At 74.6% G+C, this 20,530-nt stretch carries 20 protein-coding genes; 7 read left to right on the top strand and 13 right to left on the bottom strand.

All coding sequences use genetic code 11. The features are described 5' to 3' along the window. Positions 1-42: 42 nt before the first annotated feature. The gene (locus tag ACFXHB_RS19515) at positions 43-633 is read left to right on the top strand and encodes an isochorismatase family protein (protein WP_380575703.1); all 591 of its coding nucleotides are present in this window, start codon (positions 43-45) and stop codon (positions 631-633) included. A gap of 40 nt (positions 634-673) precedes the next feature. On the opposite strand, the gene ACFXHB_RS19510 is transcribed toward ACFXHB_RS19515, so the two are convergent. Then, complete coding sequence (locus ACFXHB_RS19510; RefSeq protein ID WP_380575701.1) at positions 674-1,705, bottom strand: hypothetical protein; 1,032 nt, start codon at positions 1,703-1,705, stop codon at positions 674-676. 255 nt (positions 1,706-1,960) lie between these two features. Here ACFXHB_RS19510 and ACFXHB_RS19505 point away from each other — a divergent pair, with 255 nt between their 5' ends. Further along, positions 1,961-2,488, top strand: coding sequence for a hypothetical protein (locus ACFXHB_RS19505; RefSeq protein WP_380575699.1), 528 nt, complete (start codon positions 1,961-1,963; stop codon positions 2,486-2,488). 760 nt (positions 2,489-3,248) lie between these two features. Beyond that, positions 3,249-3,692: an RNA polymerase sigma factor gene (locus ACFXHB_RS19500; protein ID WP_380575698.1), complete on the top strand. Its 444-nt coding sequence runs from the start codon at positions 3,249-3,251 to the stop codon at positions 3,690-3,692. 120 nt (positions 3,693-3,812) lie between these two features. Here the strand turns inward: ACFXHB_RS19500 and ACFXHB_RS19495 are convergent, their stop codons facing one another. After that, positions 3,813-4,445, bottom strand: coding sequence for a DinB family protein (locus tag ACFXHB_RS19495; protein ID WP_380575696.1), 633 nt, complete (start codon positions 4,443-4,445; stop codon positions 3,813-3,815). A 182-nt stretch (positions 4,446-4,627) separates the two neighbouring features. Further along, the gene (locus ACFXHB_RS19490; RefSeq protein WP_380575694.1) at positions 4,628-5,032 is read right to left on the bottom strand and encodes a winged helix-turn-helix transcriptional regulator; all 405 of its coding nucleotides are present in this window, start codon (positions 5,030-5,032) and stop codon (positions 4,628-4,630) included. A gap of 129 nt (positions 5,033-5,161) precedes the next feature. On the opposite strand from ACFXHB_RS19490, the gene ACFXHB_RS19485 reads away from it, so the two are divergent. Together ACFXHB_RS19485 and ACFXHB_RS19480 are read left to right on the top strand one after the other, a co-directional pair. Next, positions 5,162-5,821, top strand: a complete 660-nt coding sequence (locus ACFXHB_RS19485) for an NAD(P)-dependent oxidoreductase (protein ID WP_380575693.1) — start codon at positions 5,162-5,164, stop codon at positions 5,819-5,821. A 75-nt stretch (positions 5,822-5,896) separates the two neighbouring features. Continuing rightward, the gene (locus ACFXHB_RS19480; protein ID WP_380575691.1) at positions 5,897-6,385 is read left to right on the top strand and encodes a GNAT family N-acetyltransferase; all 489 of its coding nucleotides are present in this window, start codon (positions 5,897-5,899) and stop codon (positions 6,383-6,385) included. Positions 6,386-6,407: 22 nt separating this feature from the next. Here ACFXHB_RS19480 and mycP read toward each other — a convergent pair whose 3' ends face one another. The 4 genes from mycP to ACFXHB_RS19460 form a co-directional block, all read right to left on the bottom strand. After that, entirely contained in the window at positions 6,408-7,628 is a 1,221-nt protein-coding gene (mycP, locus tag ACFXHB_RS19475) for a type VII secretion-associated serine protease mycosin (protein ID WP_380575689.1), read from the bottom strand. Positions 7,629-7,796: 168 nt separating this feature from the next. Then, positions 7,797-9,260 carry a WXG100 family type VII secretion target gene (locus ACFXHB_RS19470; RefSeq protein WP_380575688.1) on the bottom strand — a complete coding sequence of 488 codons (1,464 nt, stop codon included), beginning with the start codon at positions 9,258-9,260 and terminating at the stop codon, positions 7,797-7,799. Positions 9,261-9,303: 43 nt separating this feature from the next. Next, the gene (locus tag ACFXHB_RS19465) at positions 9,304-9,750 is read right to left on the bottom strand and encodes a hypothetical protein (RefSeq protein WP_380575686.1); all 447 of its coding nucleotides are present in this window, start codon (positions 9,748-9,750) and stop codon (positions 9,304-9,306) included. Positions 9,751-9,876: 126 nt separating this feature from the next. After that, the gene (locus ACFXHB_RS19460) at positions 9,877-10,581 is read right to left on the bottom strand and encodes an endonuclease V (RefSeq protein ID WP_380575685.1); all 705 of its coding nucleotides are present in this window, start codon (positions 10,579-10,581) and stop codon (positions 9,877-9,879) included. A gap of 266 nt (positions 10,582-10,847) precedes the next feature. On the opposite strand from ACFXHB_RS19460, the gene ACFXHB_RS19455 reads away from it, so the two are divergent. After that, complete coding sequence (locus ACFXHB_RS19455; RefSeq protein ID WP_380575683.1) at positions 10,848-11,153, top strand: hypothetical protein; 306 nt, start codon at positions 10,848-10,850, stop codon at positions 11,151-11,153. Between the two features lie 34 nt (positions 11,154-11,187). Here ACFXHB_RS19455 and ACFXHB_RS19450 read toward each other — a convergent pair whose 3' ends face one another. Beyond that, on the bottom strand, positions 11,188-11,931 hold the full coding sequence (locus ACFXHB_RS19450; RefSeq protein WP_380575682.1) for an RDD family protein: 744 nt from the start codon (positions 11,929-11,931) through the stop codon (positions 11,188-11,190). A gap of 79 nt (positions 11,932-12,010) precedes the next feature. After that, on the bottom strand, positions 12,011-13,723 hold the full coding sequence (locus ACFXHB_RS19445) for an RDD family protein (RefSeq protein WP_380575680.1): 1,713 nt from the start codon (positions 13,721-13,723) through the stop codon (positions 12,011-12,013). Between the two features lie 399 nt (positions 13,724-14,122). Here ACFXHB_RS19445 and ACFXHB_RS19440 point away from each other — a divergent pair, with 399 nt between their 5' ends. Next, the gene (locus ACFXHB_RS19440; protein WP_380575678.1) at positions 14,123-14,566 is read left to right on the top strand and encodes an SsgA family sporulation/cell division regulator; all 444 of its coding nucleotides are present in this window, start codon (positions 14,123-14,125) and stop codon (positions 14,564-14,566) included. Positions 14,567-14,772: 206 nt separating this feature from the next. Here the strand turns inward: ACFXHB_RS19440 and ACFXHB_RS19435 are convergent, their stop codons facing one another. From ACFXHB_RS19435 to ACFXHB_RS19420, 4 genes are all read right to left on the bottom strand, one after another. Continuing rightward, positions 14,773-16,176: a glycosyltransferase 87 family protein gene (locus ACFXHB_RS19435; RefSeq protein WP_380575676.1), complete on the bottom strand. Its 1,404-nt coding sequence runs from the start codon at positions 16,174-16,176 to the stop codon at positions 14,773-14,775. Between the two features lie 175 nt (positions 16,177-16,351). Continuing rightward, complete coding sequence (locus tag ACFXHB_RS19430; protein WP_380575674.1) at positions 16,352-17,956, bottom strand: cellulose binding domain-containing protein; 1,605 nt, start codon at positions 17,954-17,956, stop codon at positions 16,352-16,354. Between the two features lie 273 nt (positions 17,957-18,229). Then, positions 18,230-19,807 (bottom strand): sensor histidine kinase, encoded by a 1,578-nt coding sequence (locus tag ACFXHB_RS19425; RefSeq protein ID WP_380575673.1) that lies wholly within the window; start codon positions 19,805-19,807, stop codon positions 18,230-18,232. After that, positions 19,804-20,529, bottom strand: a complete 726-nt coding sequence (locus ACFXHB_RS19420; protein WP_380575671.1) for a response regulator transcription factor — start codon at positions 20,527-20,529, stop codon at positions 19,804-19,806. The genes ACFXHB_RS19425 and ACFXHB_RS19420 overlap by 4 nt, the downstream gene beginning before the upstream one ends. Between the last annotated feature and the right edge of the window lies 1 nt (position 20,530).

Below are 20,530 nucleotides of genomic sequence, written 5' to 3'. Positions count from 1 at the left end.
GAACCGGCGCACCGCCCCACCAGACAACCGAGGATGCGAGCCATGCACCGGGCACTGATCGTCGTCGACGTGCAGAACGACTTCTGCGAGGGCGGCAGCCTGGCCGTCGCCGGCGGGGCCGAGGTGGCCGCCGCGATCACCGACCTGATCGCCGAGTCCCGCGCCGGCTACCAGCATGTCCTCGCCACCCGGGACAACCACATCGACCCGGGCGACCACTTCTCCGACGACCCGGACTACGTCACCAGCTGGCCGGTGCACTGCGTGGCGGGCACCGAGGGCGTCGGCTTCCACCCCAACTTCGCGCCCTCCGTCACCTCCGGCGCGATCGAGGCGGTCTTCGACAAGGGCGCCTACGCGGCGGCGTACAGCGGCTTCGAGGGATTCGACGAGAACGACCGGGGTCCGATCGAGTGGCTGCGCGAGCGCCAGGTCACCGAGGTCGACGTGGTCGGGCTCGCCACCGACCACTGCGTCAAGGCCACCGCGCTGGACGCCGTCCGGGCCGGCTTCACCACCCGCGTCCTGCTGGACCTGACGGCCGGCGTCTCGCCGCACACCGTCGCCGCCGCGCTGGAGGAACTGCGGGCGGCCGGCGTCGAACTGGTCGGGGCCCCGGCGGCGCGGGGCTGAGCCCCGGGAGGACGGGGCCGAGCCCCGGGAGGGCGCCGGCTCACCGCTCGGTGACCAGCAGCTCCACCACGTCGGTGCCGCCCTGCCGGAAGGCCTCGCGCAGCTCGGCGCCGACCGCCTCCGGCTCGGCGGCCAGTCGCGCCCCGGAGAGGTACACCACCCGGATCCCGAGGTACTCCATCCGGTGCTGGCCGCCGCGCACCCAGGCGGCCTCCCCCTCGCTGACGCAGCGCAGTTCGGAGTCGACCTCGACCGCCACCCCGGCCCGCGGCCAGTAGAGGTCCGGGACGGCGACGTAGGTGCCGCCGCGCATCCGCAGCTCGGGTCCGGCCAGCGGGGCGGGCAGCAGCCACTCGTCCACCAGGACGCCGAGCCGCTCCAGCACCGCGTCCCGCTCGGTGGCCAGCAGCTCGTCCAGAGCGGCCCGCACCCGCAGGTCGGCGGCCAGTCCGGACTCGGTCAGCTCGGCGACCAACTCCCTTACCGTGCAGCGGATGTCCGGGCGCTCCACGGCCTCCCGCAGTACCGCGCGAACCACCGGCGCGGCGCCCTCGCCGAACTCCGGCGCGACCCCCTCGGCCGTCCACTCGCCCAGCGCGTCGGCGACCGCCCGGGCGACCGGCGCACAGGCCAGACCGTGCACCGAGCTGGCCACCAACTCCCTTTCGGTGCGCCGGATCCGGACCTCGCCGGCATCCTTCAGACGGCGCTGACGGGGCACCAGGACGTCCACCCCGGTGACGGCGGGCAACCGCGGCACCGCGGCGAAGCCGTAGAGCGCGAGCGCGGCCGTGCCGGTGATCACGGCGCCCTCCCGGCGACCCTCCTCGCGCCCGTTCTGAGCGGCGTAGAGCAGGGCCGCCCACATCCGCTGCTCCGGAGTCGGCTCGCCGGACTGCAGGAGGTAGACCCTGGGCAACAGCCGCTGCCAGGGGCCGCCGCGGCGACAGTGGCCGGTGACCACCCGGGCCGGCACGCCCCGGGCGCGCAGCTGGCTGGCGGTGATGACGTTCTGCTGACGCTTCGCCAGTTCCTCCAGGGAGGGCGGCGGCGAGGGGATCCGGTAGCTCATGCCGACACCATCCCCAACCACCCGGACCGACCATCGGTCACCTGACGCACTGTTACCCAACCGTCGCGAAACCGGGACCAGTCCGCACTAAAGTCCTCATACCCTCACTCATTCGGCGGAACGGGTGATCATATGCTTGTCTTCATTGATCAAAGACGATCGACGACCAGCGCGTCTGACCGTGAGTGACCAAGGGCATACGCCGAAGCGCCTCCGGAAGTCACTCCCACGCGCCGGATTGCCTACCCTTGGTGCATGTCACGTGACGAGACCGCCGGCCTCCGCGCGGCCCAGCTCCGCCTTGGCCGCCTGCCCGGATACGTCCGCCGGCCGGACCCGGCCCGCCGCAGCGGCGAACAGGGCCATACGTACAAAAAAGGCTGGGAGGTTCGCTTCACCGCCCGCAGCGAGGCGGAGATAGCCGAGATCCGCGACCTGGTGGTCGCGGCCGGGTTCGCCCCGGCCAGGCCCTTCTTCAAGGGCCACCAGCTGATCCAGCCCGTCTACGGGATGGCCGCCGTCCAGGCCTACCTGGCCGCGAGACAGGCGGCCGAGGACCAGGCCGCCCGCACCGCCGTCGGCCGCGAGCGAAGGATCGGCGACACCGGACCGGACAGTGCGGGAGCCGCCGGAGCCGCGGGAGCCGCCGGAGCCGCTGCCGCCGCCGCGGCGGCGGCCGAGCTGGCCCGGCGACGGGCCGTCGAGGCGTTCCCCGCCCAGCTGGAACGGACCACGGCGGCTGACCACCGGATCATCACCGCCGAAGCCGGGCAACCCGGCTGACGACCGACGCACGACCTACCGCGCACCGCGGTCGCCCACCACCGGGCGGCGGGGGCGCGACCGACACGGACAGGGGCGGCCGGAGGGGGCCGGACCGCCCGCCCTGCCGTCTCGCACCGCGCCGTCCCGCCTGTCGTCTCGCACCGCGGCGTCTCGAACGGCCCGTCCCGGACCGCGTCGCACCGTCCCGACCGCACCTGTCAGAACGCCGCACCCACCACTACCGCACCCGTTTCGACCACACCACCTCGACCGCCCCCGTCGCGGGCCCGACCCCGGGCCCGACCGGCCTCGTACGGCACCGCCCGGCCCACCGGCCACCGCCCGGCGCCGCCCCCGGTGGGCGCGAGCGCGGCACCCCCGCGCGAAGCCGCCCCCGGGACCATCCGAACACCTGCTCCGACCCTCCGCGCGCGCGACCGGTAGCGCGGACGCGGCTTCACGCCGAGGGCGTGGACGTGAGCCGCCGAACCGCCTACGGTGGCTCATCAACCGCCCCGCGACCCCGTCATCCCACTCCGCTGACCGGCCACGACGCTCCCACATCCGCGCCTGCGGCACCACGGTGCCCCACTCCACCACCGGCCTCGCGCCACCCCGCCGCCCGCCCGCCCGCATCCGGTCACCGCCGGAACCGGCCGAGCGGCGGTGCGTTCCGGGCATTCAATCCGATTGGTAACCCAGCGCACCGAGCGCCTACCGTAGAGTGAGCACAGATGATCGACCGTCAGAAGCCCATCTCACTTGCCGAGAAGCCGAGATGACCAACCGTCATGACAGCACCGCCGAGCCTCCCCCGGGGCCCGACGAACCGCTCGCCGTACCGCTGGAGTTCGCGGCCTTCTGCGAACTCCACCGACCCCGGTACCTCAGCTACGCCCGGGTATGGCTGCCGGACCACACCGAGGCGGCCGGCGCGGTCCAACAGGCCTTCGCCGAAATCGCCGTCCACTGGCGCGAGTTGCTGGGCAGCTCAAATCCCACCGCGCACGCCTGGCAGATCCTCCGCGGCACCGTCAGTGAACACACCCGCCAGGCCGGCCCACCGGCCGACCCCCAGCCCCCCGCCGACGACGACCTGGCGATCCTGCACTACGTCGTCGGCCTCGCCGCGCCCGAGATCGCCGACGTCATCGGCACCGACACCGCCAGCGTGGCCGGCCGACTCCGCCGCACCATGCTCCGCGAGGCCTCCGGCTGGTGAACCCGGCGAAGCCCCCGCTCCCCTCCCGAACCTCCGGGCCCCGGCAGCGCGCCCGGCCACCCGGCCGTCCACCCGGCCGCCTCCACCACCGCCTCCACCGCCGCCTCCACGGCCGGTGGATCAGACCCGCTCGCCCGTCACGTCGTACAGGTGGTGGACCGGGTCGTGGATCAGGTAGCGGGAGAACGACTCGACCGTGAAGCGCGCGCCGTCACCGCGGTGGCCGGTGCGCTGCCACTGCCCGCCCGTCACCCGCTCGAAGGCGTCCGCCAGGACCCGCCCGGCCTCGGCCAGATCCGCCGCCACGGCCCGGGGCCGCTGCTCCCGGTAGCGGTCCGCGACCGCCGTCTCGTCCTGGTCCCAGTTCGGGAAGGCCGGCCCCTCCTGGTCGAGCATCAGGTTCAGCCGGACGTGGAACAGCCGGAAGACGTCCCGCACATGGCAGGCGTACTCCAGGCCGGACCAGACGTCCGGGCGGGGACGGCGGCGCAAGGCGTCCTCGTCACCGGCCAGCACCGCCACCCAGGCCTCCGCGTTGGCCCGGATCAGCCCGGGGACGGCCTCGGGGGCCACGGCCGCGGAGTCCAGGCCGCAGTCCGGGCAGGTCCGCTCCAGCACCCAGGTCCAGTCCTTGGTGTCCGGGACGACCGTGTCGGGAACGACCGTGTCCGGGTCGACGGCATCGGCCGGCCCGGTGGTGGCGGTCTGCGGGGCGGCGGTCTGCGGGGCGGCGGCGTTCTCAGGGCTGGTCATGCGTCCAGGATGGCGGCGGCCGGACCGCGCCCACCAGCGGTCCGACCGCCATCGGCCGCCGAGATACGGCCAGGCCCCGGGCGCGGGGCATCCGGGCCGAAGCGGGCGCGGCGCGTACGGGCTCAGCGCGCGCCGGCCGAGTACGCGCCGGCTGAGTACGCGCGGGCACGGCGCGCGCCGGCTCAGCGCGCGCCGACCGCGCGTCCGGCCTCGTCGCGCTCGTAGGCCTCCCGCGCCTCCAACAGGCCCGCCAGGTTCTGGCGGCTCCACGCGCAGACCGCGTCCATCGGCCCCAGCAGCGTGCGGCCGAGCGGCGTCAGGGCGTACTCCACCCGCGGCGGGTGCTCGTCGTACTCGGTGCGGACCACCGCGCCCTCGGACTCCATCGCGCGCAGCGACTCGGCCAGCACCTTCGCGGTGATGCCGACCAGCGGCACCCGCAACTCGGAGAAGCGGCGCGGCCCGCCCTCCAGACAGCGCATGATCTTCCAGGCCCACTTCCTGCCGCCCAGGACCGGGATCGTCCGCACCGGGCAGTCCGGGTCGAAGAAGTCCGTTGTCAGCGGTGCGGACTCGGTGGGCGTCATGGCCCGACGGTAGCCGACGCGGCGTCCGACCGGGCCACCGCCGGTACCGTTGAAGTAACCGGCACCCCCCGGTCTACCGTCACGGCGACGGCGGGCGACAGCGCCCCCGACGAGCGGACGGAGACCGCGATGAACAGCACCGGCACCCAGACCGGCACGGACCTGATCGTGTTCGGCGCGGGCGGACAGGTCGGACGGGCCGTGGTCGCCGAGGCCCGCCGGCGCGGGCTGACCGTCACCGCCGCCGTCCGCGACCCCGAGCGCCACCGCGACCTCGCGGACACCGGCGCCGCCGTGGTCCGCTGCGACATCACCGACGAGGCCGGCGTCGCCGCCGCGGCCCTCGGACACACCGCCGCCGTCAGCGCCGTCCACACCCCCGACGTGCCGTCCGCCCGGTTCTACCGGGCCGCCACCGACGCCCTGGTGGCCGGCCTCGCCGCGGCCGAGGTCCACCGGCTGGTCCACGTCGGCGTCGCGACCACCCTGGAGACCGCGCCCGGTACCGCCGTCCACGACGACCCCGCCTTCCCCGAGGCCCACCGCGCCTTCTCGCTCGGCCACTCCGGCGCGCTGGCCCGGCTGCGGGAGTCGGCCACCACGCTGGACTGGGTCGTCGTCACCCCGCCCCTCGACCTCGACCGCGGCGCGCCCGGCACCGGCCGCTACCGGGTCGGCGGCCCGCAGGTCCTCGGCGAGCGGATCGCCCAGGCCGACCTCGCGGTCGCCGTGGTCGACGAGGCCGCCGCCCCGGCGCACCACCGCGAGCAGATCGCCGTCGCCGCGTAGCCGGGCCGTCGCCCGCGCCCCGGCTGTCCGAAAGTCCCTGGCCGGACCGGAGCCCTCCGGTCCATGCTGGGCACCATGCTGATCCGCGAAGCCACCCCCGCCGACTGGCCGGCCATCTGGCCCTTCCTCCGGGAGATCGTCGCCGCCGGCGAGACCTACAGCTGGGACCGCGACACCGACGAGGACCGGGCCCGCGCGCTCTGGTTCAAACCCGCCCCCGGCCGCACCTTCGTCGCCGTCGACGAGGACGGCACCGTCCTGGGCACCGCCGAGAGCCACCCCAACCAGGCCGGCGGCGGCGCGCACGTCGCCAACGCGGGCTTCATGGTCGACCCCCGCCACTCCGGCCGGGGCGTCGCCCGCGCCCTCTGCGCCCACGTCCTGGACCGGGCCCGCGCCGACGGCTACCGCGCGATGCAGTTCAACGCCGTCGTGGAGACCAACGACCGCGCGGTGGCCCTCTGGGAATCCCTCGGCTTCGAGATCCTCGCCACCGTCCCCGAGGCCTTCCACCACCCGCACAAGGGCTACGTCGGCCTGCACATCATGCACCGCGGGCTCTGAGGACGCCCCGCACCCGCCCGGGTCACCAGCGGGGCGGCTGCTGGGGCTGCTGCGGCTGCTGCGGCTGCTGCGGCGCGGGGCCGTACCCCGGCGGGTACGGGTACGGCCCCGCCGCGGCGGCCCGGCGCCGCTTGCGCGACCGCGCGGCCAGCCCCGCCCCCACCCCCGCGACCACCAGGACCAGAAGGCCGCCCGCCCCGATCAGCGTGTACGTGATCCCCGCGTTCCCGCCGGCCCCGGGCACCGGCGCCGCCATCGGCGGCGCCGAGCCGTCGTCCCCGGCCGCCGCGGAGTCCGACGGAGCCCCCTGCGACTCCGCCCGCCCGAGCAACGGGTTCGCCCTCGACCCGCCGTCCACCGCGGGATTCGCCTCCAACGCCTTGGCCGGATCGACGACCCCGTACCCGTAGTGGGCGTCGGGCACCGCCGAACCGTCCACCGGCGGCGTCGCACTCTTGATCATCCGATTGATGACCTGCCCGGCGGAGAGCGCCGGGTACTTCGACCGGATCAGCGCGGCAGTGGCGGAGACGTAGGCGGTGGCGTCGGAGGTGCCGTTGCCGACGCTGTAGCTCGACGTAGAGGTGGCTGATGCGTGGTAGATCCCGACACCCGGCGCGGCGATCGTGGTCTCCGGTCCGAAGGTGGACTTCTCCCAGACACGGCTCTGCTCGTCGACAGCCGCGACGGCCACGACGCCGGGGAAGGCTGCGGGGTACTCCACCGGCGATGACTTGTTACCGCTGTTCCCGGCGGACGCGACGACGACGATGTCCTTGGAGACCGCGTACTCGATCGCCTCGCGCGTCTGCGTGTCAGTCCCCGCATACCCCCCGAGGGAGATGTTGATGACCCGCACCCCGTGATCGGCAGCGAATCGGACGGCCAGCGCAAGGTCGGACTGCTGGACCTCCGGAAGACCGTCGGTGCTCCTGATCTTGACCGGAAGAATCTTCGCCTTCGGTGCGAGGCCGATGACTCCCGCCGACGCTCCGTGTCCGGTGCCGGCGATCAGACTCGCCATGGCCGTTCCGTGGCCGTCATTGTCCAGTCGCCCGTCCGACTTCGCTCCGGAGAAATCGGCGCCGGGCAGTACCTGTCCGATGAGGTCCTGGTGGTCCTGGCTTACACCACCGTCCACCACGGCAACAACGACACCATCGCCCTGACTGACCGGCCAGATTCTGGTGTCGGCGGCGAAGGCCTTCAAGGGCCATTGCGCATTTCGGATCTGATCCGCCATCGCTGGTGGGTGAGCTGCCCCCCACACCAGGGCTCCGGCAGCGAGCACGGTCGCCGCACGCCCTACCCGACTGCTCGTCACGCCTGGTCACCTCACTCAACGAGTCGTCCCCTGGGCGGGCGGCCCAGGAGACGACCGATCATCGGCCTGTCCACCTGCGAACAGGGGTCATTCCACCACGTTCGGGTTGGCCGGCTTGTCCGACGCCCAGGTCTCCTCGTCCTCGACGAGGTAAGCAGGGCGCTTGCCCTCCTTCTCCTCGTCCTTCTTGTGCCGCCGGGTGTCTCCGAGTGGCATACCGGGCGCCATCCCGGCCCCGGTGTGGGCGCCCGGTTCCCCCTTCGGCCGGCTCCGCGCGCCGAGGCCGGAGCCACCCTCCGTGAAGGCCTGCTTCGCACCGGATCCGGGAGCCGATCGGCCGCCCTCGCCCACGACGCCACCCGTGTGCCCCGGGAGACCACCGCCCGGCCGGGAGCCGCCGGAAGCCCGGCCACCACTGCCGAAGCCCCCCTCGAACACCTCACCCGCGCCGAAGGCCTTGCCCCTTCGGGCCATGACCTCACCGGGAACGCTGGTCCGGCCGGAAGCATCCCTGATCGGTGTCCCCGTCCTTTCCTGCCCGCCGACCGAGACTCCCCGTCCCCCCACACTCGGCCCGCCGCCGATGTGAGATCCCCCCTGCCCGCCGGCCGCAGGAACGTTCGGAACTCCCGTCTGCGGTCCGGAATTGGCAGCGGAGCCAGCGGGGTTCGGGAATGACGTACTGGAGCCGGATGTCGCCGGAAGGCCGATGTTCGTACCGTCGATCCCGGTGCCCGGACCGTAATGAGTGACAGTTGGGGGCTTCGGCGCGATCTGCGCGGTACCCCCCTTGATGCCCGAGTCCACCGGTGCTGCCGGTACGAGCGGCTTGACCGTCGCCGGGCGGCTCTGGGCGTTCGGGGTGTTCTGGCCGGTAGATCGCTGCGGGGCTGGTGTGGACCCGCCAGTGGTCGGCGTCGTGGTCGCGGTGGTGTAGCTGGCTCCGGCCATCACCGCGCTGATCGTCGAGGCTCCCGATTGATCATCAGGTGACGGGACATCCTGATAGTCGTCCCCCCGACGCTTGTTAGGTCCCGGCCCCAGCGGCGGTGGCGGCTTCAGCATCGGGGCGGCGACGCGGTAGTGCATGGCGAGGGTCTGCATGACCGCGGCGGCTTCGAGTTTGCGCTGTTCGGCGATGGCGGTCCTGCTGTCCTCGTCGTCGCCGCCGAAGAGGGAGGAGACGGTGTCGCCGACGCCGTCCTTGAGCTGCTCCCAGCCGCTGGGCTCCTCGGGCATGTCGTGCTTGGCCTTGGCGATGGCCTCGGACATGGCTTTGAGGGTGTTGGCGGCGTCGTTGGCGTAGGAGGCCGTGTTGTTGATGGTGGCGGCGAGGTTGAGCATGCGGCTGTGGAAGGCGTCGCTGGTGCTGCCCTCCCAGCTGACGGCGGCCTCGGTGCTGGCCCGGGTGAGGGTGGCGCGGATGGCCTTGAGGGTGTCGGCGGCGCGGCGCCAGGGGTCGCCGGCGGCCATCACCTCTCCGGGGTTCAGGGCCTGGGCCATCTTGCGGAGTTCGGCGTGGCTGTAGTCGTTGAAGTTGGTGTACGTCATGGGCGGCCGCCTCCGTTCCCGCGGGGCTGTTCCCGGTCGGCGCTCATCGTTCGGACTTCCCGCCGTGGCGTTGGGGCGGGGCCACCGTCTGGGTGTAGGCGGCGGTGCTGGTGGCGGACGGGGCGGCCACCGACCAGCCGTCGCCGTCGAGCTTCAGCTTGCCCGCGGTGCGGTGTTCCTGCTCCTGGTAGTTGGTGGCGGTGAGCTCGGCCTTCTTCTGGGCCTCGTCCACGGCTTCCTGGAGCTGGTTGAGCACGTCGCGCAGGCCGTCGCGCATCGTCTGGTACCGGCCGTGCAGTTCGGTGGCCTCGGCGAAGGTGCCGAAGGAGTTCTTGCCGACGGCGCTCTGTCCGTGGGTCCGGGTGCCGTCGGCGTGGCGTTCGAACTCGGCCAGCAGTAGCCGTACCTGGGCCGCGAAGGCCCGTAGTTGCTCGACTTCGACGCGGTAGCCGCTGCCGGCTCCGCCCGTCGATCCGGTCCCCGTCGCCACGTCCGGCGCCTCCCCCGTGCGTCCGTTCCGTGCTGTCGTGCACAGCCCCGGGAGAGACATGTCTAACACATGGGCCGGACGAGCAGAACGGCGCTCGTGGCGAACCGCAGCCGAGCTGCCGGACCGTCAGTTCGTGTCCTCCGTACGCCGCAGTGCGGCGAGGGCCCGGCGGCAGAGCGAGTCGGCGTGGCGGGTGGTTTCGGGCAGTCGGTAGCGCGGGGCGAGGGCCAGGGTGGTGTCGACCGCCTCGGTCAGGCCGATGCGGTGGCCGACGGAGACGAACACGGGCTTGACGCCGGGCCGGGTGCGGACGGCGCGGCCGACCTCCTCCCCGGTGGCGGGGTCGGTGAGCGGGGTCCAGGCGCCGCGGGCGGCGTCGGGCTCGTGGTGCTCGAAGACGAACGGGGTCTTGGCGACGCCGAGGGTGCGCAAGCCGGTGAGCACGCCGAGATGGCTGGCCAGGCCGAGGCGGCGCGGGTGGGCGAGGCCGTAGCCGTCGCAGACCACGGTGCCGGGGGTGCGGGTGAGTGCGGCCAGGGCGTCGAGCACGGCGGGGAGTTCGCGGAAGGCGAGCAGTCCGGGGACATAGGGGAAGGCGATCCGTCCGACGGCGGTCGACTCGTCGACGACGGCCAGGGTGTCGCGGTCCAGGACCACGGCGGCGGCGACCACGAGGTCCCGGTCGTCGTCGTAGGCGACGTCCACGCCGGCGATCAGCGTGTCGTCGGCGCCGGCGGCGGCGGGGCCGTGGGGCTGGACGAGCGGGCGCAGGCGTTCCTGTTCGGCGAGTGCCTCGGCCTCGGTGGCGGGCCAGTCGGCGGGGATGGGCACGGAGGTTCCCCCGGGGGTGTCGGGCGTCAACGGATCAGTCCCGGTCACCGTACCGAGTGGGCTGGGCGACCCCGGAGTGAGCCCGTGCGCCCCCCGTGCTCCGGGCCCGTCGGCTTAGGCTGCACTTACCGAACACCCGTACCGGGTAGGGGTCCTGGGAAGTACTCCGGCACCGGTACCGCGCCGGGACCGCACCGCACCGTACCGGCACGCACCGCCCCGTTTCCCCCCGCCCGTTCCCCCCGACGTGCGAAGGACCGATCGCCATGCCGCGCCCGACCACCGCTCAGATCTGCCTCGGCACCTGCACCGTCGTCGCCACCGCCGTGGCGTTGCTGGCGGTTTCGGGCGCCACGGGTGTCCTGGAGATCGCCGTCCTGGTGGGCTTCGCGCTCACCCTCGGAACGCTGGTGACGCTGCTGTCGCTGTCGACCGCCGCCCAGCGCCGCACCACGACCGTCCCGCCGGTGACGGCAGCGGCAGCGGCAGCGGCAGCGGCGCCGACGGCGGCGGCGGCCCCGACAGCCGAGGCGCCCGCGCCCGCCGGACACGCGTACGCCCGGCAGCGCTGACGCACCGCCGGGCGGTACCGACCCGTGGACGGGATCAGGCCGTGGAGACCACCACGGTCTTCGCGGCCTTGTCGTGGACGCACTGCCGGTACGGCTTGTCGAAGACGCCGAAGAGTCCGTCGATCAGCCACCAGAGCGCGGCGCAGCAGATGACCGCCGGGAGGATGAACACGGCGGACCGCGTCCAGGCGGCGGCCGGCGTCGGCGTGGTGCCGTCGATCAGCATCGCGACCCTGACCTTCATGGCCTTCTTGCCGAGGGTCTGGCCGTCCCGGCTGAGCATCACGCCGTCGTAGATCAGGAGCAGGCCGCAGGCCAGCCAGAACGCGCCGGCCGAGCCGGACCGGTCGCCGAGGCTGGCGAAGGGCAGTACCAGGAGGACCGCCACGATCTGCGCGAGGACGTAGTCGATCACCTGCGCGAGGATGCGGTTAGGCCAGCTGCCGAGCGGCGGCATCCCGGGGATCGGCCCGGCGCCCGGCGTGCCGTACCCCGTGGGCCCGTAGCCGGGCGGCGGCCCACCGTAGGGGCCCTGGCCGTACGGCGGCTGCCCGTAGGGCGAGCCGCCGGGGGCACCGCCGTAGGTGCCGCCGTACGCGCCGGGGCGGTCGTCGTAGGGACTGCCGGCCGGGGGCGGGGGCGAGGACGGCGGCGGGTTGCCGGACGGGTCCGACGGCGCACCTTCCGGCGTGCCGCCGCCCGGGGACGGGGGCTGCTTGTCGAAGGAGGGCTGGCCGCCCCCCTCCGGCTCGGAGCCTGAGGGGTTGTGGGTGCTCATGCCCCGAGTAGAACATCACACATTCGGTAAGTTTCGGATATTTAGTCCGTTTCGCCCAGCAACCTGCGGGTGATCGCGGTCAGTCCCGGACGACCCGGGTGCCCGCCACCCGGTCGTGCCAGCCGCGCCGGGCCGGGCGGTCGAACAGTGGCCAGACCAGGCCGAGCAACAGGACCGCGGAGGCGTTCCGGACCAGCCAGCGGGTCAGCGACCGGGGCAGGCTCAGCCTCGGGCGGGCCGCCGACGGAGCCGCGTCGACCACCCGGATCCGGGCCAGCCGCTTGCCGAAGGTCTGGCCGGTACGGGCGGTCGGCAGCACCTCGTAGAGCACACCGACGAAGGCGAGGAGGGCGATCAGGACGGCGACCTTGCCCACCACCACGCCGTCCACCAGCCAGACGTCGACCTGACGGCGGGTGAGGGCACTGGCCATCCTGGCCTGGTCGAGCTTCTGCTGGAGGTGGGACCGCACGGAGCCGCCGAGCGGGATCGCGGCCGCGGTGGCGACCACGGCGAGCACGGCGGTGTCCACCAGCCGGGCGGCCAAACGGCGCCCCAGCCCGGCGGCCACTGGTGCGGGGGGACGGCGGCGGGCGGCCGATCGCCGCGCGCCCCCGGCCTTCACGGCAGGAGCGGGCGGCGCGGGGGCGGCCACGGCGGGCGCCTCGGGGGCGGACGGTTCCGGCCCGAGCTCCCGCTCCGGCGCGACCACCGGGGCCGCCACCGGCCCGACGCCCGGCAGGACACCGCCCGGCAGGACACCACCCGGCAGGACACCCGGCCCGACGCCCGACGCGGGAGCGGCCGCACGCACGGACGCGGCCACCGCCGCCACCGCCGGACCGGAGACACGTTCGACCGCCGACTCCACGACCGCCGCCGAGTCCGCCGAGTCCGCCACCGCAGCCGGTTCCACCCGCGCCCCGGGCACGCGCTCCCCCGGCGAGCGCTCCCCGACCACCGGCCGGACGTCCGCCGGCCCGGCCGCCTCCGACGGCGGCTCCGCCCCCGGGAGCACGCCCCAGGAGACCCAGCGCGGCGCCCCGCCCGTCTCCATCAGGCCGCGCTGCGCCCGCGGGTCGACCTGCCAGCCGGACGCCCCCGGCTCGCCATCGCGCTCCTCCAACGCCCCGCCGCCGCCCTCCCGGCCGGCCGGAGCACCCCCGGCCGGCCCGACACGGGAGTCCGCGGCACGGGAGTCCCCGGCAGCGCGGTCCGCGACACCGGAGTCCGCGACACCGGAGTCCCCGGCGGCGAAGTCCCCGACGCGGGAGTCCACCGGCGCCGCGGCCGCCCGCAGGGCGGGCCCGACCGCCAGGTACGGCCCGACGCTGAACGACGCCCCGCCGGCCGTCTGATCCAGATACACCGGCCCGGTCTCCCCGGACACCTCGACGGCCGACGGCAGCACGGCCGACGACCCGGCAACCGACGGCACCACGGCCGCCGACCCGGCCACCTCGACCACCTCGACCACCTCGACCACCGACGGCACCGCGGCCGCCGGCAGGTCGGCCTCCGCCGCGACCGCCGGCGGCGGCACGAAGCGCGCGCCCGCCCCCGGCCCGGATCCCGCACCACCGACCGCACCGCCCGCCACAGCCCCGCGACGCGAGGCGAACCGGGGCGGCGCCAGCACCTCGCCCGCTGCCGGGGCCGGCCGGCTGGTCCCCGGCACCCAGGCGGCGCCACCCCAGTAGCGGACGAAGCCGGGCACCGAGGGATCGGGGTAGTACCCGGGGGTGGGGCCGACGGCCGTCTCCGCGCCGCCGGCGAAGGGCCGGTCCGTCATGGGGTCTTCTTTCCTGGCAGGGCCGATGCGGCACACCCGGCGGGCAGACCGTGCGGAGGCGACTCGGGCGGCCCAGCCGGCTTCGCCGTCGGCGCGCGCGAGGACACCGCCCTCTTGGCGGACAGTCGCGGGGCAGTCACAAAGGGTAGTACCTCGGCGGGTCGGCGGGGGGAAGTTGCGCATTCGGCGGACAGCCCAGGTCCGTACGGGATAAGGGAGGGCGGCGCGCGCTCCTCCTCACGCGCCCGCCCTGTCCGCGTTCACCACTCCTCGCGCACGCCTGCGGAAACGTCGGCGAGAAATCTCGGAAACGTGTGTAAGACCGCCCGCGATCCGCGCTCTCCAAGGTCACAGGGCCCGAGAACCGGGCACGAACCGGAGTCAGAGAGGAACCCGATCATGGAGCGCGCGACGAGCGTGGTGGAGCACGAACTGGAACTCAACCTGGTGCTCTCCCCCGAGCACAGCGTCCCCGTCCCGGCCCGGCTGTCCTACAGCAGCCACGACCCGTACGCGGTGCACATCACCTTCCACCTGGACACCGGCTCGCCGGTCACCTGGGTGTTCGCCCGCGAGCTGCTGGTGGAGGGCACCTTCCGGCCGTGCGGCCAGGGGGACGTGCGGATCTGGCCGACCCTCTCCCAGCCTTCGGCCGGGGGCACCTCCAGGGGCCGGCGCAGCGTGCTCTGCCTGGCGCTGACCTCGCCCGCCGGGGACGCGCTGCTGGAGGCTCCGCTGCCGGTGGTGGCGGCCTGGCTGGAGCGGGCGCACCGGCTGGTACCGCCGGGCAGTGAGCTGGCGGCGCTGGACATGGACGGTTCGCTCGCCGAGCTGCTCGCGTGACCGACCGCGCCGCGCGGCGCGGCCCCGCGCCGGGCACCCCCCGACGCGACGGCCCGGGACACCCAGGCGCCGGACGCGAAGGCCCCCGACGCGAAGGCCCCGGACGCGAGGGCCCCGGACAGGGCGCCTCCCCACGGCGCCCGTCCGCACGGGTCCGCCCCGGGCGGAGCACCCCCGGCCCGGCCGGGCCGGGAGCCCCCGTCGACTCAGCGGGCCGCGGGGGCCTGCTGACGGTCGCGCGCGGGGCCCGGACGGCCACCGCCGCTGCGCTGCCCGGGCAGCGGGACGAGCGGTGCGCCGGCGGCCCGCCGCCGTGCCCTTATCCGTAGCGCCGCGGCCAGCAGGAAGCAGACCCCGACGAGCGGGTAGACCGAAGCCGGGACCTGGCTGACCGCCGGCAGGTGCAGGTCGAGGTCGCCGTGGTGCGGCACGACCCACATCCCGAACGAGAAGAAGGCGATCAGCGTGGCCCCGAAGGCGGCGCGCCAGCGCAGCCGGCGGACGGCGGTCGGCCGGGCCTGCTCGACCGCCGCCTCGCAGGCGAGCAGCGCCAGCACGGGGACGCACCAGACCCAGTGGTGGGTCCAGCTGATCGGCGAGATCAGCACCGCGGTGACGGCGGCGCAGCAGACGCCCCACGCCTCGGCGCGCGGCAGCCAGCGGGAGCTGGAGGCGGCCCACGCGGCGATGCCCAGGCCGGCCACCGCGACCAGTCCGGAGCCCAGGGTCGCGACGGTCCCGGGGTCGGCGGTGTGCAGCAGCCGGGCGACGGCGCCGCGGACCGACTGGTTGTCGACGATCTCGGTCTTGCCGACCCGCGAGGAGTCATAGAGGTACTTGGTCCAGAAACCCCAGGTGGCGTCGGGCAGGACGAGCGCGCCGAGCAGGAAGGTCCCGAGGAAGGTGAAGCCGGCCACGAAGGCGGCCCGGATCCGGCCGGTGAGCAGCAGGTAGACGGCGAAGAGCCCGGGGGTGAGCTTGATGCCCGCGGCGATGCCGATCGCGACGCCCTTGCTCCGGCGGCCGTCGGGGCGGGTGAGGTCCCAGAGGATCAGGCAGGCCAGGGCGAGGTTGATCTGGCCGTAACGCAGCGTGGTGAAGACCGGTTCGAGCCAGACGCCGCCGCCGGTGACCAGGATCACGCCGAGCGGGCGCAGTTCGCGGCGCGGCCAGCCGACCAGCTTGAACGACAGGTGGGTGAAGAGCGCGAGCAGGCCGAGGTTGCCGAGCGTGATCGCCACCCGGAGGAACGGCACCGGGAACCAGGTCGTCGGCACGAACAGCATCGCGGCGAACGGCGGGTAGGTGGCGGGCAGGTTCCACTCGGTGACCCGCAGGGCGTAGAGGTCGGTGCCGTCGGCGACGGCGGCGCCCTCCGCCCGGTAGACGATCATGTCGACCATCGAGGTGTGGACGAAGTGCCGGACTACGGCGTAGACCACCAGGGACAGCAGCGCCACGGCGGAGACCGCCAGCAGCGGGCGGCGCGGTGTCTCGCGCAGGGCCCGTACGGGTGCGCCGAGGGCGTCCTTCACGCGGTCCGACAGGGGCCCGGGCGCCGGGTCCGGTGCGGCTGGCACCGCGCTGCGCTCGTCTTGCACCGCTGTCACTGTTCGCTCCGTCCACCGTTCGACCAACCAGCGACGATACCGGATGACCGCCGACCGGGCCCGATCGGGAGAGTGACGGAATGTGACCGCCCGAGCGGGAGAACGCCCCGGCCGGCCGTACTCCGTTGCGGGCGGAGCACGGACGGCCGGGGTCCCGGGGAGGGGTCGGAGGGGCTCAGCCGGCGTAGGCGCCGAGGGCCCGGGTGAAGTCCAGCGGCTGCTGGACGACGCTGCTGCAGCTCGCGTCGGCGTACGCCTTGGCGCCGCCCTCGCAGGCCTTGTCACGGGTGCCGGACCACATCGCCAGCCAGGCCAGGTGCTTGGTCCCGGCGAAGTCGGCGAGCTGCTTGGCGTCGGCGACCGTGAAGATCTCGCTGGCCACGTCGTTGACGCCGATCATCGGGGTGACCGCGACCTTGCGCCAGGCGGCGGCGTCGTCCAGGCCGAGCACACTCTTCACCTGGGCCTGGGTGGCGGTGGCCGCGGCGATCGCGTACTTGCCCATCTGGCCCTGCGGGTTCGGGGCGACGCCGTCACCGAAGTCCATCGCCATGATGTTGACCGCGCCGATCGCGACACCGTTGTTCTTGGCGTCCGCGACCAGGTTGACGCCCTCCTGGGTCAGGCCGGAGGGCAGCGCGGGGAGGGTGAAGGAGACGTCCAGGGCCTTGCCCTTGGCGGCCGCGTTCTTCTGCAGCTGGGCGATCGCCTGGGCGCGGCGGGTGTTGGCGGCGGTGTTGGCGATCGCGCCGCCCTCGACGTCGAAGTCGACCTTGGTCAGCCCGAAGGCGTCGACGGTCTTCTGGTAGACGGCGGTCAGATCGGCCGTGGTGGTGCAGGCGAGGGCCAGCTCGCTGCCGTTGGCGCCGCCGAAGGAGACCCGGACGTCGCCGCCGACCGCCCGCAGCGCGCCGATCTGGGCGGCCACCGCGTCGGCGGAGAGGTCGCTGACACCGCCCCACTTCGGGGTGCAGCCGCCGCCGGAGACCACGAAGGCGAGGGTGAAGTTCTTGACGCCGGTGGCCTTCGCGGTGGCGACCAGGTCGTACGGCGGGTAGAGCGAGGTGTCCACGTACGGGGCGAAGCCCGCGCCGGTGACCGGGGCGGGAGTGCCGGTCGCGGTGGGGGTCGCGGTCGGTGAGGGTGGCGGGGTGGTCGGCCTGGTCGTCGTGGCGGTCGGGCTGGGCGACGCCGTGGTGGGCTTGGCGGTCGCGGTGGCGGTCGCGGTGGCCGTGGCGGTCGGCGACGTACTGGGCGACGCGGTCCCGGTCGGCGGGACGCTCGGGCTGCCGGTCGGACGCCCCGAGGGGGTCGGTACGGTACCGTCGCCGGCCTTGCAGGAGACGTTGTTGATGAGGCAGTTGCCGGGCTCGGCCTGGGCGGCCCCGGAGCCCTGGGCGACGAAGCCGACCACCAGGCTCCGGCCGGGCTCCAGGCGCTTGCTCCAGGACTCGGGCTTGACGGTGACGTGCGGGCCGTCGGCGCTGAAGGTGGCGTTCCAGAGCGAGTCGATCTTCGCCCCGGCCGGCAGGTCGAAGGTCAGCGTCCAGTCCTCGATCGCGCTGCTGTCCGGGTTGGTGACCAGGTACTGGCCGGTGTAGCCGGAGTCCCAGGTGCTGGTGCGGGTGTAGACGGCGCCGAGCGAGGCGGCGCTGGCCGAGGAGGCGAGGACGACCACACCACCCGCGACCAGCGCGGCGGCGACGGCCGAGGCCCCGAGGACGACTCCCTTGCGGCTGCGCCGGCGGCGGCCCGGGCGGCGGGCGGGCTGGGTCGTCATGGGCGTACCTCCACAGGGGGCGTCTCCCGCCCGAGGGATGGGGGGACGGCTGGGCCGGACGGGGTCGCGGCGGCCGGGCGCGGGTGCGTGGACCCGTCGCGGGCGGCGTGACCCGGCTCGGTCGGGTGACCGGCGCGGATGACGCTAGTGCGGCCGGACGGCCGGAACCGGCCTGCTGAGCGAGGGGTACAGCTCTCTTAGGGCCCGCTTAAGAAAGAGGGGGGAGACCGGTGGCACCGGCCCGGCCCGCCACCGCGTCGGCGGAGCCGCCGCTCAGCGCTCGAACAGCGGGTTGCGGCCGCGCCGGCGGCTGACCCGGGCGGGGGCGCCGTCGGGCCGGGCCCGCAGCCGCAGCCGGATCTCGGCGCCGCCGAGCACCGCGGAGCGGCCCAGCGCGACATCGCCGCCGGTGACCTCGGCGAGCTTGCGGGCGATGTCCAGGCCGAGGCCGGTGGAGCCCTCGCCGCCGTGGCCCTGCCCGCGCTTCAGGGCGGCCTCGGGGTCGGAGAAACCCGGTCCGGCGTCGCCGACCAGCACGATGACCGAGCTGTCGGTGGCGAGCACGTCGACCGAGAAGGCGGTGCCGACGGCGGTGTGGCGGAAGACGTTGCCGAGCAGCGCGTCGACGGCGGCGGCGAGGTCGCCGCGCTGGACGGACACCGGGGCGGGCTGGTCGGCGCCGGCCAACTGCCAGCGGCGGCCCTCGTCCTCGGCGAGCGCGGACCAGAAGCCGACCCGCTCCTGGATCACCTCGGCGGCGTCGCAGCCGACGGTGACGGCGGGCGCGTCCTCGGGCGCCCGCCGGGCCGAGCGGATGATCTGGTCGACCTCGCGCTCCAGTTGGGAGACGGCGTGCCGGGTGGCGTCGGCGGCGTCGCCCTCGCCGAGCGAGGCGGCGTTGAGCCGCAGCACGGTGAGCGGGGTGCGCAGCCGGTGCGACAGGTCGGCGGCCAACTCCCGTTCGGCGGCCAGCAGGTGGACGACCCGGTCGGCCATCGCGTTGAACGCGTGGGCGGCTTCGCGCAGTTCCTCCGGGCTCCCGGCGTTCTGCCGGTCGTCGACGGGCACCCGGACGGCGAGGTTCCCGCCGCCGAGCGAGCGGGCCGCGGCGGCCAGCCGGCGGGCGGAGCCGACGATCCGGGCCCCCATCCGGTCGGCGACCAGCACCGAGATCGCCACCAGCCCGAGCGCGACCGCCGACAGCACCAGCCAGGCGGTGGAGACCCCCCGGGTGAGGTCGCCGTCGGCCACGAACACCTCGACCACGGCCGTCCGGCCGGTGTCGACCGCGACCGGCTGCAGCAGGGCGAAGCCGCCGGGCACCTCGACGGTGAACGAGCGACCCTGGCCGCCGGCGGTGCCGACGTCGGCGGCGAGCGCGCGGGCGTCCCCGATCGTCGCCCCGCCGTCCGGCCCGGCCGGGACCGCCCCGGTGGACGGCGGCGCGGCGGACGACGCGGACGGCAGCGCGGCCGGTCCGCCGGAAGCACCCGCCGGCGGCGTCGGGCCCGCTCCCGTCGGCCCCGCTGCCGTGGGCCCCGCTCCCGCCACCGTCCCGGTCGTCCCCGTGCCCACCGCCGCGCTCGGCGCCGGCAGATGGACCGCCATCCGCCCCTGCGCCCCCGCGTCGGTACTGGCCACCGCGCGGGCGATGGCGCCCTGGTCCGTGGTGATCGCGAGCGCCGGGCCGAGCGCCGCCGCCTGCCGCTCGGCGGCGGTGAACGCCCGGTCCCGCGCGGTCTGTTGGACCATCAGCCCGAGCGGGATGAGGAAGGCCAGCGCGACCATGGTGGTCCCGGCCACGGCGGCCTTGATCAGGGCCCAGCGCAGCGAGTGCCCGAACCGCCTCATGTCCGGGGCCCCGCCGGGGCGGGCCCGGGCTCCGTCGGGTGCCCGGTCGCCTCCAACCGGACCCCGACGCCGCGCACGGTGTGCAGGTAGCGCGGGTTGGACGCGGTCTCGCCGAGTTTGCGGCGCAGCCAGGAGAGGTGGACGTCGATGGTCTGGTCGCCGCCGTAGGTCTGGCGCCACACCTCGGCCAGGATCTCCTTGCGCGGCACGACCACACCGGGGCGGGCGGCGAGGAAGGCCAGCAGGTCGAACTCGCGACGGGTCAGATCGAGGGCCCGGCCGTCCAGCGTGGCCTCGCGGCGCTGGAGATCGATGGCGAGCCCGCCGACCCGGAGCACGTGGGTGACCGGGGCGGTCCCACCGCCGAGCCGGCGCAGTACGGCGGCCATCCGGGCGCTGAGGTGCTCACCGGAGAAAGGTTTCACCAAGTAGTCGTCGGCGCCGTCGTTGAGCAACCGGACGATCTCGGCCTCGTCGTCCCGGGCGGTGGAGATGATGACCGGCACATTGGTCAGGCCACGGATCATCTTGAGGGCCTCGCTGCCGTCCAGATCGGGCAGGCCGAGATCGAGGATCACCAGGTCACAGCCGACCTGGGCGACCTCGCGCAGCGCCTCAAGTGCCGTACCCACACTGCGGACCGCGTGACCGGTGTCGGCCAGGTGCCGGATGAGGGCGGAGCGTACGAAGGGGTCGTCCTCGACCACGAGCACTGTTGCCATG

The sequence above is a fragment of the Kitasatospora sp. NPDC059327 genome, from assembly GCF_042752535.1.
Lineage (GTDB): Bacteria > Actinomycetota > Actinomycetes > Streptomycetales > Streptomycetaceae > Kitasatospora.
This window is presented reverse-complemented; position numbering and strand designations above follow the sequence as displayed.